The sequence below is a fragment of the Pigmentiphaga sp. MLSB6-MA01 genome, from assembly GCF_058793475.1.
In genome coordinates this window covers 152,562-167,461 of record NZ_JBXAFV010000007.1, presented here as the reverse complement: position 1 = coordinate 167,461, position 14,900 = coordinate 152,562, and the positions used below count along the sequence as shown (strand labels likewise).

The following is a 14,900-nucleotide window of genomic DNA, read 5'->3' as shown; positions in this document are numbered from 1 at the left end:
AACCGGCGACAGGAAGCGATGTTCTCAATCCGATCCGGGCGCCACCTCGCATGGCGGCATACGCCGATGGCGGCGGCGATCGCAGCGCTGGCATTGACGGGGGCATTCGCGGAACCGGCCCGTGCGCAGCATGCGTTCAGTCCGGCATGGTTCGCGGCGAAGGGGGCGGCGCAGGGCACGGCAACGGCGACGGGGCGGCTGCCCAATGGCTTGCCGGCTTCGTCGCTGACGGCGCCCGAACGGCAGTCGGCGGCGGCGCGACAGAAGCTGCAGACCTCGATCAACAACCTGAACCTGGCGGCGCAGGCGATCGCGGCGCAGCAGGCCTTGCAGAAGACGGCGCGGGAGGCGGCGCTGGCGAACGGAACGTCGGTGCCGGATGGCCTGGGCGAGGGCGGCCTGAAGGTGGACACGAACAGCCTGACGGCGGGCTGGGTCAACGCCAGGGATCCGGTGCAGACGGCATCGGGCGGCAAGACGAAGGTGACGATCGAGCAGACGGCGGACAAGGCGATCCTGAACTGGGAGACGTTCAACGTCGGCAAGGAGACGACGGTGGCGTTCGACCAGCAGGCGAGCTGGTCGGTGCTGAACCGGGTGAACGATCCGCGGGCGCGTCCGAGCCAGATCGAGGGCCAGATCGAGGCGCCCGGGACGGTGATGATCGTGAACCGCAACGGGATCGTGTTCAGCGGGTCGAGCCAGGTGAACGTGCGCAACCTGGCGGCGGCCGCGGCGGGGATGACCGACAGCCAGTTCAAGAAGGGGCTGTACAGCGAGGGGCAGGGCAGCGGGCATATCCCGACCTTCGCCAATGACCTGGAGACGACGGCCAGCAGCAACAGCCATGGCGCGGCGACGGGACAGGTGGTGGTGGAACGGGGGGCACGGATCGCCACGCACGTTCCGCAGACGGTGACCGAAGGCGGCGGCTATGTGCTGCTGCTGGGCGGCGAGGTGCACAACGCGGGCCAGATCACGACCGATGGCGGCCAGACGGTGATGGCGGCGGGCGATGCCTTCGTGATCAAGAAGGGCATGGGCACCGACGCGAACCAGAACTCGACCACGCGCGGCAACGTCGTTGCCACGCAGCGTCTGGACGGCAGCGCCAGCGGCCTGGTGAGCAACACCGGTCTGGTCCAGGCGTCGACAGGGGACATCACGCTGGCGGGCCACGACGTGCGCCAGGGTGGGGTCGCGGTGGCGACGACCTCGGTGCACACGCGGGGCACCGTCCATCTGGCGGCGAGCGGCGGCAACACCGCGAAGGTCAGCCTGGAGGAGGGTGGCGTCACCGCCATCGTGCTCGATGCAAGCGCTTCGACGGCGCTGGACGTGCAGCGGGAGACCCTGGTCCAGGACAGCGACAAGGCGGGCGACGGTATCGCCCACCGGCGCGATCAGTCGCTGGTGCAAGTCACCAGCGGTGGCGACGCGCGCTTCGAAGGCGGTAGCCTGACCCTGGCCACCAGCGGGCAAGTCTACGTCGATGCGGCAGGCACCAGCGAGGTCAAGGACGGAGCCGTGATCGACGTCTCCGGCTACGTCGGCGTGCGCATCGCGATGGAGGCGAACAATGTCCTGGTCAACGTGCAGGGTTTCGAGCAGCGCGACGCCTCGGTCAATCGCGATGGCGACAAGCTGCGCAACAGCGACATCTGGCTCGATCGCCGCGACCTGGTCCTGGTGCCGGCCGGCACCAATGGCCATGAAACGGATCGCTGGTACACGGCGGGCGGCCTGCTGGAGGTAGGCGGCTATCTCGGCATCACCGGCCATGGCATCGGCGAATGGTCGGCGCAGGGCGGGACCGTGCAATTCAGCGGCGGCAACCTGCTGACCCGCCAGGGTTCGCTGATCAATCTGTCGGGCGGGGCGCTGGACGTGCAGACCGGCTATGTGGCCCAGACCTGGCTCAAGGGTTCGGACGGCAGCCTGTACAACGCCTCGACGGCGCCGGGCGACCTGCTGTATGCCGGCTTGTACAGGGGCTTCGAAACCGATGCTTCGCGCTGGGGAGACAAGGCCAAGGAAAATTTCTACAACCCGATCATCGCGCCGCGAGGGCGGCTGGAAAACGGCTATACGGTGGGCCGCGACGGCGGCCGCCTGGTGGTGGCGACGAGCGCGGCGACGTTGCAGGGCGATGTCGAGACCAGCACCTATCAAGGCGAGCGGCAGCAGCGCGCGCGCGATGCGGGCCTGGACGGCTACCGGCAGGCACAGACGGCCGTCGCGCGTAACGGCGAGCTGGTCATCGGCACCTGGACGCCGGTCTACGACGCCGATAGCGGCGACCTGCGCCACAGCCCGGGCGCCGTGGTCGACTCGGTAAAGATAGGCGGCACGGGCGGCGCCATCGCGCTGGAGGCGGCCTGGCTCAACGCGCTGAACCTCGGCGGCCTGCGGGTCTATGCCAAGGGCGGCATCGAGGTGGGCGAATCGGTGGCGGTCGCTCCGGGCGGAGAAATGGCCCTGCACGCCGCGCAGGTCGACGTCAACGCCGACCTGGCGGCGCGCGGCGGCGCCATCGTCCTGGGCAATATGGTCGACCTGCACGTCAATGCCAGCACGGGTTGGCAGCAGCTGCCGCTGACGACGGCCGTGCCGGCGGGCTATGTGGCGCGCGTTTCCATCGGCGAGGGCGTGACGCTGGACGCACGGGGCCTGTGGAGCAATCTGCTGCGGGATGGCGCCGATATCGGCGGTCTGCCGTTCATCAACGGCGGCCGCATCGACGTGCGCAGCAGCGGCGACGTACGGGTGGGCGCGGGCGCGCTGCTCGACGTTTCGTCGGGCGCGGCGCTCATGGCCGACGACAGCCTGCGCGGCGGCAAGGGCGGCGACATCACGCTGGTCGCCGATGCCTACTCGGCAGCCGGTGGACGCAAGGGCAAGCTGGTGTTGGAGGGCGAACTGCGCGGCCACGGCGTCAAGGGCGGCGGCACGCTTACCCTGCAAACCGGCAATGCCGTGATCGTCGGCGGACAGGTCGCCGGCAGCGATGGCGTCCTGCGGGCCGGCGAGACTTCGCTGGTCGATCTCGTGACGGACGAGGCTTTCACCGTCGCCGAGGGCGCGGTGCTGCCGGTGGACTATCACTACGTCCGCACGCATGCCAGTCCGGGCGAAGCGATCGGCGGGGCGCCGCAGATCGTCGCCGGCAACCCCGCCAGCTGGGTCACGCTGGGCGCCGCCTGGACGCTGCCGAAGGCGGCCAACCAGAACGTCAGCTACAGCGTGACGCTTTCCAACGGCCAGTACCTGACGGTCGACGGCTATAGCTGGAGTACGCCGCCGACGCTGCCGGCGGGCACGGTGATCACCTCGGTCGTGAATCCAGCGAATTTTCCCATCCATTACGTCGTGGATGCCGCCATCCTGCCGAACGGCATCCCGATCGCGCCGACGCCCGGCGTGATCAAGGCCGGAACCGTCGCGGCCAGCGAGGTGACCTATGCCGCGGGCACCGTGATCCGCGCGGGGTCGTCGCTGCCGCAGTCGGTGGCGGTTGAATCCTTGCTGCATCTGGACGCCGCGCGTTTCCAGCAGGGCTTCTCGCGTTACGAGGTGACCGGCGGCGATGGCCTGGCCGTGGCCGAGAGCGCCGACCTGCGCGTGGCCATGCCGGTCTTGCACGCCGATTTTTCCGTTGCGCGCGGGACGGCCACCGGCACCGATCCGCAAGAGGCACTGGCGCAGCGACTTCCGCCGCTGTTCGCCGAGGATGCCCGGAAAGGACGGCTGACGCAGCGCGGCGGCGCCGATCTCGTGTTGACCGCCGGGAACGCGCGCAGCATGGTCGAGGGAGGGGAGCGGCCCACGCTCGCCATCGGCGAAGGCGCTCGCATCGAAGTCGATCCGGGACGCAGCATCGTCTTGCAGGGCAACGGCCAGATCAATATCGACGGCCGGCTGCGCGCCGCCGGCGGCCGCATCGGCGTGTACGGCCTGGGGTTCGGCGTCGAGGATGTCGGCCACTTGAAGGGCCATGACGGATCGGTCTGGGTAGGGAGCAAGGCCGTGCTTGACGTCGCGGGCCTTGCCCGGACGGCGACGGATGAGCAGGGACGCCGCTATGGCCTGGTGCTCGATGGCGGCCGGATCGAAATCGGCGGTAAATACCAGGCCTATGCTACCAAGGCCGATGCCATCGACAACTTCATTGTCATCCGTCCCGGCGCGCGCCTGGACGCTTCGGGCGCCGCAGCGACGCTGGACCTGCCCGGACTGGGCGAGACCCTGCTGGCTTCCGACGGCGGCGTGATCCATCTGGCCAGCTTCAACGGCCTGTATCTCGATGGCGACATGCAAGCCGCGGCGGGGGGCGCCGGCGCTGCCGGCGGCACGCTGTCCCTGGCGCTGGAAGCGCCCGCCTATCGGGATGCGGGCAATCCGGCCGATCGCGTGCTGGTGCACCGAGAATTGCAATTGGTGCAGGAACAGGCGCCTGAAAGCCTGGCGGCCGACCTGCATCCGGGCCTGGCCGATCCGGGGCTGGTCTACGGCCATGGCCGCCTGGGCGTGGATCGGGTCGAGGCGGGGAGGTTCGGCAATCTGTCCATGCTGGTCAACGGCATCCTGTCCCTGGGGGATGGCGTGGACCTTGCGCTGGGCCAAGGCCTGCACCTGGCATCGCGCGCGATCATTCTCGCGGAAGGGGCGCCGGCCGGCGCCAACGTGAATCTGGCCGCGCCCTACGTGCGCCTGGCGGGGACCTCCCGCCTGGGCAAGGACAAATACACCATACCGTTCCTGAACGACCCCACCTCTTACCAAGGCGGCATGGTTGCGTTGCGGGACGACTCGCGACTGCGCGTCGAGGCCGGCGTGCTGGACGTGCTCAACGGGGTGCGGTTCGGCGCCTATGGCTACTCGATCCAGGGCGACAAGGCCCTGGTTTCGCGCGACGGCTTCGAGCTACTGGAGCTGCGCAGCCAGAACGACTTGCGTTTCCTCAAGCATACGGTCGGCGACCGGACTTCCCTGACGACCGAGGGCGACCTGATCTTGGCCGGCAGCCAGATCTATCCGGCCACCGGCGCGGTGGTCGACGTGATCGCGGGGCGCAAAGGGGTTTTCGACCAGTGGGGGAGCTATCAGATCACCTACGATCCCGAGCGCAGCCTGCGTATCGAGCGTAGTGGCGCCGGCGCGGCGCCGCCGGCGCCGTACTCGGCCTTCGGCACCTTGCGCCTGCGGTCGGCCAATATCGATCAGGGCGGCGTGGTCCGCGCGCCGCTGGGCATACTGGAGCTTGGCGTCCAGGCAGGGAACCACCAGGAACCAGGCAGGATCGTGCTGCGCCCGGGCGGCGTCACGTCCGTCAGCGGGGCTGGACTGGTCATGCCCTACGGCGGCACCGTCGACGGCCTGACCTATAGCTATGCCGGCGCGGAAGCCTGGTTCTCCGGCCTGGGCGGTGGCTTGGGCAATGTGCAACTGACGGCGGACAGCATCGAAGTCCAGGACGGTGCGCGGATCGACCTGTCCGGCGGCGGCGAACTGAAAGGGGCGGGCTTCCTGACCGGGCGCGGCGGCTCGACCGACGCGCGCCTGCATCCGCTGGTGCAGATGAGCGGGGAAGGCTTCGTGCTGCCCGGGCTGTCCTCCAATCCGGTCTATGCCATCGTCCCCGGCGCGCAGCCCGCCGTGGCGCCGATCGCGGCGGAGAAGGGCGCGGGCGATCCGATGATCGGCCGGCAGATCACCGTTGGCGAAGGAGTGCCAGGCCTGGCGGCGGGTACCTACACCCTGTTGCCGTCCACCTATGCGCTGCTGCCGGGCGCCTTTCGCGTGGAATTGAACGGATTGGCTTCGAGCCAGGCCGCCTTCGGCAGCGGTACCGCCATGCGCAACGGCTCCTACGCCACCGCCGCGCGCCTGGGCATCGCCCATACCGGCATCGCCGGCGCGCAAACCACCCAGGCGGTGTTGACGCCGGCCGACACCTTGCGCACCTATGCGCAGTACAACGAGACCAGCTATGCGCAGTTCGGCCTGGACTGGGCGGCGCGCGACGGCGCGCCGAGGCCGCAACTGGAGCGCGATGCACGGCAACTGGGCCTGTCGCCGGGCAGCCGTCTCGATATCGCCGCCGGTACGGCGGACTTCACCCCCGCCGAAGGCGGGCGCGGCGGCACCGTGGTGCTGAACGGCAGCCGCATCGAGATTCTTGCCGATGGCGCGGCGCCCACCGAGGGTTTCGATGGCATGTCGGTCCACGTCGGCACGCTCAATGGCCTCGGCGCCGCCGGCATCAGCATTGGCGGTGCGCCGGTGTCCACGTTCGCGATGCAGAACGATAGCGGATCGTCGACCCAGAATGCCTGGCAGGTCGGCCTGGGTAACGGCTCGACCGGCGAACTCATCCTGCGCCAGGGCGCCGTGCTGGAAGCGGCATCGGTTTTCCTGGTGGTCAACAACAAGAACCAGGGCCTGACCATCGAGCAGGGAGCGGGCATCAATACCCTGGGGCGAGGCAAGGCGCCCTGGGACTCGGCCGATGGCTATGTGTTGATGCCGGGCCAGGCCGGGGTGCTGGCGGTAACCAACGGCTGGCTGAACGTGACCTCGCCGACGGCCGACGACGTGTCGGGCTTGTCTGGCTCGGGCTATCTGCACGTCGGCACCTGCGCCGCCGGCGCGGGCTGCGCCGGCGAAACCTTGCTGTATTCGGAAGGCACGATCACCGCCGCCACCAACAAGTCCTTCGAACTGGGCGAGTCGGTGCGCTATGGCACCCGCAACCTGGTGCTGGCCATGGGCGGCATCAACGTGGGCAGCGCCGAGGCGCTGGCACAAGCAGGGGCCGCGGGCGTCCTGCCCTCGGGCCTGACATTGAACCAGGGCGTGCTCGACCGCCTGCTGCGAGGCGATACCAGCACCGGCGCGCCGGCCCTGGAAAACCTCGTCCTGACCGCCGGCGATTCGGTCAACTTCTACGGCAGCGTGGACCTGAGCACCATCGACCCGGCCACCGGCAAGTCGGCGCTGGAGCGGCTGGTGCTCGGCACGCCAGCCATTTACGGTCATGGCGGCGCGGGCGACGTTGCCCGCATCGAAACCGGCATCCTGGTCTGGAACGGCGCGACCACGCCGGCGGCCAACGTCATCGCCGGCGGCGCCGGCACCGGCAGCGGCAGGCTCGTGATCGACGCGGACGTCATCGAGTTCGGCTACGGCCCCCAGAGCCAGCCTGATACCGTGGGCACGCACGAGCGCCTGGCGCTGGGTTTTGCCAGCGTGGACCTCAACGCCGGCGAACGCATCACCGCCAACCACAAGGGCGCGCTGGCGGTGTATCAATCCCGCGGCGCCTGGGACGACGCGGCCAAGGCATGGACCTACAGCGGCGGCGATTTGAACCTCAACACGCCGCTGTTCACCGGCCGGGCCGGTTCGGTTAACCGCATCAAGGCGGGCGGCTCCATCACGGTCGCGGCCCCGGCAGGCGCCGCCGCGCCGCTGGCGGACAACGCCGCCCTGGCCGACTCCCTGGGCGCCGAACTGGCGCTCGACGCCGGCGCGCGCCTCGTGCTGGACACCGCGGTGCTGCTGCCCAGCGGCAAGCTGTCACTATCGGCGCAGGGAGACGTGACGCTGGCGGACGGCGCGCAACTGGATCTCTCCGGCGGCAAGGTCGATTTCTTCGACGTCAGCAAATACAGCTGGGGCGGCGACGTGACGCTGTCGAGCCGTCAGGGCAGCGTCGTCCAGCATGCCGGTTCGACGATAGACCTGGCCGCCGAAAACAACCGCGCCGGCAAGCTGACGGTCCTGGCGTTGGAGGGAACGGCCAACCTTGCAGGCGGCATCCTGGGCGGCAGCACCGGCCACTACGATGCGGGCGGTACCCACGTCCCGTTCGCCGCCGGCTACGTCGACGTGCGGGCGCAGCGCATTGCCGATTTTGCCAGTCTGAACGAACGGTTGACGCAGGGCGAGGTCTTCGGTGGCCGCAGCTTCCAGCTCAAGCAAGGCGACCTGGTCATCGGCGACGAGATCAAGGCCCGCGAAATCAACGTTTCGGTGGACAACGGCAGCCTGACGGTAACGGGCAGGGTCGATGCCAGCGGCGAGCAGGCCGGCAGCATCCGCCTGGCCGCCAATCAGGGTGTCACCCTGGCCGGCAGCGCGGTACTCGATGCCAGCGCCAGCGTATTGCGCAAGGACAGCTACGGGCAGGCGATCGACGCGCCCAACCGCGCCGTCATCGAGATCGACTCCGGCAGAGGCCGTCTGGTGCTGGCCGACGGTGTGCGCATGGACCTGGGCGTGGCCGGCGCGAGCGCGAATTACGGCACGGTGGCGCTCAACGCGCCGCGCCTGGGCGGCGCCATCGGCAACGACGTCGACATCGATGCCAGCGGCACGGTCGCGATCAACGGTGCCAAGTCCATCGCTGTCAACGCCTTCCATACCTACGACGATGCGGCCGCTGGCGTCGAGTCCACGGTGGACGGCCGCAGCTACCAGACCATCGACCAGGCCTACCTGGACGGCAAGCACGCCGACAGCCGCGCCTTCATCGACAATGCGCTGGCCAACGGCGCGCTGATGAACGGCAAGCTTGGCGGCCTGCGCGCCCATGCCGACCAGTTCCATCTGCGTCCTGGCGTGGAGATCGTCAGCAACGCGGCGCTCAATCCCGACGGCAACCTGCATGTGGACGGCGACATCGATCTCTCCGGCCACCGCTACGCCAGCGTCAATCCACGCACGCAGAAAACGTCCGTCCATGGCTCGGGCGAGGCCGGCGCGCTGGTGCTGCGCGCCCAGGGCGACCTGGCGATTTTCGGCAGCATCACCGATGGCTTCGATACGACGAAACTGGGCGTGACGGCGGATGACAAGGGCTGGGTGCTGCCCGCGGGACGCATGCCTTTCGGCGGGGATCTCATCATCCCGCACGGTGGCATGGCCACGCTGGACGCCGGTACGCAATTCGCCAGCGGCCGCACGCTGAACTACGACCTGCCGGTCGCGAGCCTGACCCTGCCGGCCGGCACGTTGCTGCCCGCCACCATGCCGCTGGCGCAGGGGTTGACGCTGCCGGCCGGCACGGTATTGGGAGGTGCCGTGCTCGACGCTGGAGGCAACGTGGTGCACGCGGCCGGCACGGTGCTGCAGGCGCCGCTGACGCTCGACGCAGGCATGCAGTTGGCCGCCGGCTTCCGCCTGCCGGCGCTGGCACAGATCGGGGCCACGACGTGGCCCAAGGGGGCGAGGCTGCCGGTGGCGATGAAGCTCGCCCGGCCGCTGGCGTTGGACAAGGGCGCCATCGTGCCATCGGAAACCGACGTGGTGTTGCCGGACGGTGCCGGGTTGGTGAACCTGCGTCCCACCGGTACCGACGGCACACAGGGCCGAACCTTGGCGCTGGCGCCGATGCTGGCGCCGGGATCCCAATCATGGGACCTTCGCCTGGTGGCCGGCGCCGATACCACGGCGGCCGACGCACGCCTGACGTTGCCGGACAGTTCGGCGCGCCTGCTCCTGTCCGACACGCACTTCGGCATGGGGCATGTGCTTACGCCGATTCCAGGCACCGGCACGCCGGCCATATATGAGGCCGCGGCGTCGCCAGAAGCAGAGGCCTTCTTCGCCGAGCTCACGGCATGGTTCGGCATCGTGCTGACGCCGGGGCAGGCGATCTCGCAAAGCGACGTGCAGATGGCCATAGACTACGGGCTTATCGCGGAAAGCATTACCGAGCTTAACGGCTGGGGTTACGGTGAAGTGATCCATGTGGTGGATGCCGGGACGCCGCCGGACATGGCGTTCGCCCCCAAGCTGGCGCGCCAGCAGTTGTTCAGCGTCCTGCGCACCGGTACCGGCGACCTGGACCTGGTTGCCGGCGGCGATTTCGAAATGACCTCGCTCTACGGCGTCTATACAGCCGGGACGTCTTCGGTGCCGCCGGGCGGTGGCTATGGCCAGGCGCGAGGCCGCCTGGCCGATGGGACGGTGCTGCGCTCCGAAGGGGCGATTTTCGAAGCGCTGGTGGATGGCGGCGCCGACAGCCTGTACGCGGCCTGGTACCCGGAGCAGGGCGGCAATGTGTTGCTGCGTGCCGGCGGCGACCTGAAGGGCGACCTGGTCGGCAACAATGACGACAAGGGCGATATCGGCTACACATTCGCCAATACCCGCCAGCAGATCGCCAGTGCGGCGGTCGGCAACTGGCTGTGGCGCCAGGGTACTGGCAGCGTCGAGGCGGGCGCGGACGGGGTCCCGACGGCGTGGTGGATCAACTTCGGCACCTATGTCGCCGGCGACGCCATCGGCCAGACCAATCCCTACAATACGAGATTGTTCAACAACGATCCCTTCCTGGTGGGTTTCACCGGCATAGGCACGCTCGGCGGCGGCAATCTTGTCGTGGAGGTCGGGGGCGATGCGGGCATGACCGATGCGCGGGGCATCCAGGCGACCTGGAACCAGCCATCTCATACGCCGCGCAGCCAGGGCCTGCACCTGGCCGTGGCCAGCACCGGCCGCATCACGCGGGACGGCGCGCTGATGCAGACCGGCGGCGGCGACCTTGCGCTGCGCATGGGCGGCGCCTTGAATCCGAATCCGGCGCTGCGGCTGAACGAGTACGACCTCAACAGCACCTTCGCCAACCTGCGTGGCGCCATCCTGATCGATGCCGGCGCCGTCGGCGGTGTGAAGCTGGGCTATGGCGGACGGGACCAGATGGATACGCGCCGGGGCGATGTGTACGCGGCCGGGGGCGGGCTGGCCACCGGCGGGCCGATCCTGGTGCTGGGCGATTCGGCGGTCCGTATCGAAACCCGCGGTGATCTGGTGCTGGGCGGAACGGCGGATCCCGGCCGCACGCTGCTGCTCAGCTCCATGCCGTTCACTTACCAAGGCAAGACCCATGACGGCGACGGCTGGAGCTGGTTCTCGCTATGGACGCCGGCCACCGCCATCGATCTCTTCAGCGCTGGCGGCAACCTGACGCCGACCACGGCCTGGGACGAAAGGGCTGGCAACGAGGATGTGCGTTGGGGCAGTTCGGGCCGCAACCAGTCGGCCAACGGCGACGGCTCCTTCTACCCATCCATCCTTCGAGCGGTTGCCGCCAACGGCAGCCTGTACTACGGCGCCAGCGCCAGCGGCGCGACCCATAGCGGCACCGGAACCTTGCGCTACGGCTTTGGCACGGTGCTGGCGCCTTCGCCCGTGGACGCACAGTTCGTCAATGCGGTCGGCAAGGGCGAATTGCAACTGTTGGCGCGGGATTCGATCCGTGGCGCGGGCTATGTATTCTCGGCGTCCACCGCGGATCCGCTGGCCATGACCAGTCCCTTCCGCCCGGGTTTCGTCGGCGTGGTGGCGCAGACGGGCGGTGGGCAATATGGCAACAGCCCCCTGCTGGCCACCAATGCTGCACCCGAAACGCGAAGAACCAACGACTGGATCTCGCAGGCCTACAACGGCGAACCGACGCGCGACGGCGGACGCCTGAACACCGCCGCGCTGTTCACCTTCGGCAGTCCCGCGACCGTGGCGCAGGCGGTGGCAGGCCGGGAGCCGGCGCGCTACTACGCGGTGAACGGCGATATTGTCGGTCTGCGCGTGGGCCAGGCGGTCCTGTCGAACGTCCAGCTGGGTTTCGAGGACGCGCGCTACGAGGCGTCGATCCCGGTGGCGATCCGGGCCGGCCGCGACGTCACCGACTCCGGGACGCCGCTGGGCAAGAAGGATGCGACGGTTGGCGCCCGTTCGGCGGGCTTCCCCTCGACGCGCGGCAACCTGATCGCGCATGCCTATGCCGACGAGATCTCGGTGGTGGAGGCCGGCCGCGACGTGCGCAACAGCAGCTTCTACATCCTGGGACCGGGCCTGCTCGACGTCTCGGCCGGCCGCCACGTCTATCTGGCGAACAACGGCGAGATCAAGAGCCTGGGGCCGCTCACCGGTGCCGCGCCGTCGGGCGACCGCAGCGGCGGCGCCAGCATCTCGGTGTCGGCGGGCCTGGGCAAGGGCGCGCATTGGGATGCCTTTGCCGCGCGCTACCTGGACCCGGCCAACCAGGCCGATCCGGAACTGCCCTTCGCCGACCAGCCCGGCAAGGCCCTGACCATCTATAGCGGCGGCCTGAGCCTTGCCCAGTGGCTCAAGCGGGAGTTCGGCTATGCCGGCGACGAAGCCGGCGCGCAGGGCTTTCTTACGCACAAGCAGGCGGAACTGGACGCGGCGCGTGCCGCGGCATTGGCCGAAGGCCGTACCGACGAAGCCAATCGTTCGCTGGCTCGTGAGTACAAGGTAGAAAGCCAGCTCCACCTGGTGAACTGGCTGAGCGATCGCTTTGGCGGCGTCAACGGGCTGGATCTGCACTTCGATCCGGCCACCGCGGACGCACGCGCATTCTTCAATGCATTGCCGCTGGAACAGCAGCGTGCCTATCTGCGCAATGTCTATTACGCCGAACTGCGCGAGTCCGGCCGCGAGTACAACGACGCCGACGGCAAACGCTTCGGCAGCTATCTGCGCGGCCGCGAAGCCATCGCCACCCTGTTCCCCGGACAGGACGCGCAAGGCAACAAGCTGGCGTACGAAGGCGACCTGACCATGTTCAGCAGTGCGCTGTACTTCTACGACATCGTGCACAACAGCGCCGGCCAATCGCGCCCCATCCCGGGAGTCGACTACATCACCAAGGCGCAGTGGGAGGCGATGGGCAGCCCGGCCAGCAGTGTGGGGTTCTATGACGTGCTGGATGCTGGCATCCATACCAACTTCGGCGGCGACATCAGCATCCTGACGCCGGGCGGCCGCACCCTCGTCGGGGTGGACGGTGGCTTCAATCCGGGGCCGGGCTCGGGCGTGATGACGCAGGGCGAGGGCGACATCAGCATCTACGCGCTGGGCAGCATCCTGATGGGCCAGAGCCGGGTGTTCACCACCTTCGGCGGCAACATCCTGGGCTGGTCGGCGCAGGGCGACATCAACGCCGGCCGGGGCAGCAAGACCACTGTCGTCTACACGCCGCAGCGCCGCGTCTACGACGACGTGGGCAACGTGGCCCTGTCGCCGCAGGCGCCGAGCACGGGCGCGGGCATCGCGACGCTCAATCCGATCCCGGAGGTTCCTCCCGGGGACATCGACCTGATCGCGCCGCTGGGCACGATCGACGCGGGGGAAGCGGGTATCCGTGTCTCGGGGAACGTGAACCTGGCGGCGCTGCGGGTGGTGAACGCGGAGAACATCCAGGTGCAGGGCAAGGCGGTGGGGATACCGGTGGTGGCGGCGGTGAACGTGGCGGCGCTGAGCAATGCGAGCGCGGCGGCCTCGCAGGCGGCGACGGCGGCGCAGGAGGTGATGCAGCGCGAACGGGCGGCGTCGCGCCAGATCTTGCCGTCGGTCTTTACCGTGCGGGTGCTGGGGTTCGGCAACGAGGCCGCGCCCGCTTCGCTGGAACCTGCCTCGCCGCGCGCGCCAGAACCGTCGGCCTATCGGCCGGAGGGACTGGTGAAGGTGGTGGATGCGTCGGCGCTGACGGTGCAGGAACGGGCACGGCTGGGGTTGTAGCGGCCAAGGCTGTTTCCGCCCGTGCATTGTCATGAGAGTGAACAATTTGGTTCATGAGGCTGCCACCTGTCGAGGGCATGGTCGCATGGGCGAGAAATGCGCGGCCAACCGCAGTGCGCCGGGTCCCCATGAGTCGATGCGCTGTCGTTGAGCATGAAGAGCAATAACCGGTGAGTTCAAGAGCTGAGGGAGTTATCAATGACGAAAACGACACTGCGAATCTCACGTTTCATATTGACCGCTGCCGCCATGGCTTGCGCTGGCACTGTATCGGCGCAAGTCGTTCTTGGGGCCGGAGCGACTTTGCCGCAGTCTCTCTACAACGACATCTTCAGTTCAAATGGCATCGACGGTGTCGTGGGAGCATGGGACTACGAAGGGGGAGGAAGTGGAGAGGGCAAGAGGCGCTTCCTGGACAAGTTCAGTTCGGACACCGTGTCCTTCGCGGGCAGCGATTCGGTCCTCAAGATGGTGGAATTTGCCGACTATAACCAAAAGAATCTTGGAACCTGGGGGCCGTTGATTCAGCTTCCCGCGCTTATCACGCCGATCGTGCTGGGGTACACCAAGCTGAATCTGCCTGAGCTCAGCCTGGCCCGCGCCCAGGTATGCGATATTTTCGCCGGGCGCGTTCAGACTTGGGGGCAAATCCTTGGAAATGGCGACCCCCAACTCATTCGTGTGGCCTATCGGTCGGATCGGAGCGGCAGCACCGAAATACTGTCGAAATTTCTGTCTGACACGTGCAGCGGAGACGGATTCCTGATATCCGATTCGTTTGCAGCCATGGTCGGAGGCGCCATGGCGAACGGTATTCCCAATCATTGGCAGGGAGTGGCCAGCGAAGAAGACATGTCAGCCGCGGCCAGCGCAAATGGCAGCTTCGGCTATCTTGGGCCGGCATACGGTTTTCCGCCAGATGACCCTGCAAAGGTTGCCAAGGTGGACGGGTTTCTTCCCTCCACGCTTAACCTGCTCGGTATTTCCACCCCTCCCGTAGGAACCGCTGCCCAGGATCCAATGAACTGGATCCCATCCTTCTCATCATCCACGCCGGGCACTGGCTATCCCATATACGGCACCACGAACTTGCTGGTTGCTCAGTGTTACGACGGCGGATTCGGAGTCGGATCGAAGGGGTTGGCCATCCGGTCATTTCTGGCCAGGCTATACAGCGGTGCGAGGCCGTATGCTCAGAAGATCTCGTCGCACCACTTCGTTGAGCTGCCCAATCTCTGGAAGGTTGCCATCCAACAAACCTTTCTCCCGCCTTCATCCAACGGTCTGGCTATTGGAAATTCCGCGGTTTGCAGCAGTGTCGGCCATCCATAGGCGTTGATCGCTGTTCTGAT

Annotated in this window: 2 protein-coding genes; both read left to right on the top strand. The window is 67.9% G+C overall.

What is annotated here, in order from left to right:
- The first annotated feature begins 18 nt into the window (after window positions 1-18).
- Window positions 19-13,548 carry a filamentous hemagglutinin family protein gene (locus AC1Q6E_RS13690; RefSeq protein ID WP_492572936.1) on the top strand — a complete coding sequence of 4,510 codons (13,530 nt, stop codon included), beginning with the start codon at window positions 19-21 and terminating at the stop codon, window positions 13,546-13,548.
- A gap of 198 nt (window positions 13,549-13,746) precedes the next feature.
- Window positions 13,747-14,880, top strand: a complete 1,134-nt coding sequence (locus tag AC1Q6E_RS13685) for a substrate-binding domain-containing protein (protein WP_492572935.1) — start codon at window positions 13,747-13,749, stop codon at window positions 14,878-14,880.
- Window positions 14,881-14,900: the final 20 nt, after the last annotated feature.

What these genes read in the sequence shown, in the direction of transcription:
- AC1Q6E_RS13690 (WP_492572936.1), top strand. Translation starts at nt 19, where the DNA reads ATGTTCTCAATCCGATCCGGGCGCCACCTCGCATGGCGGCATACGCCG.
- AC1Q6E_RS13685 (WP_492572935.1), top strand. Translation starts at nt 13,747, where the DNA reads ATGACGAAAACGACACTGCGAATCTCACGTTTCATATTGACCGCTGCC.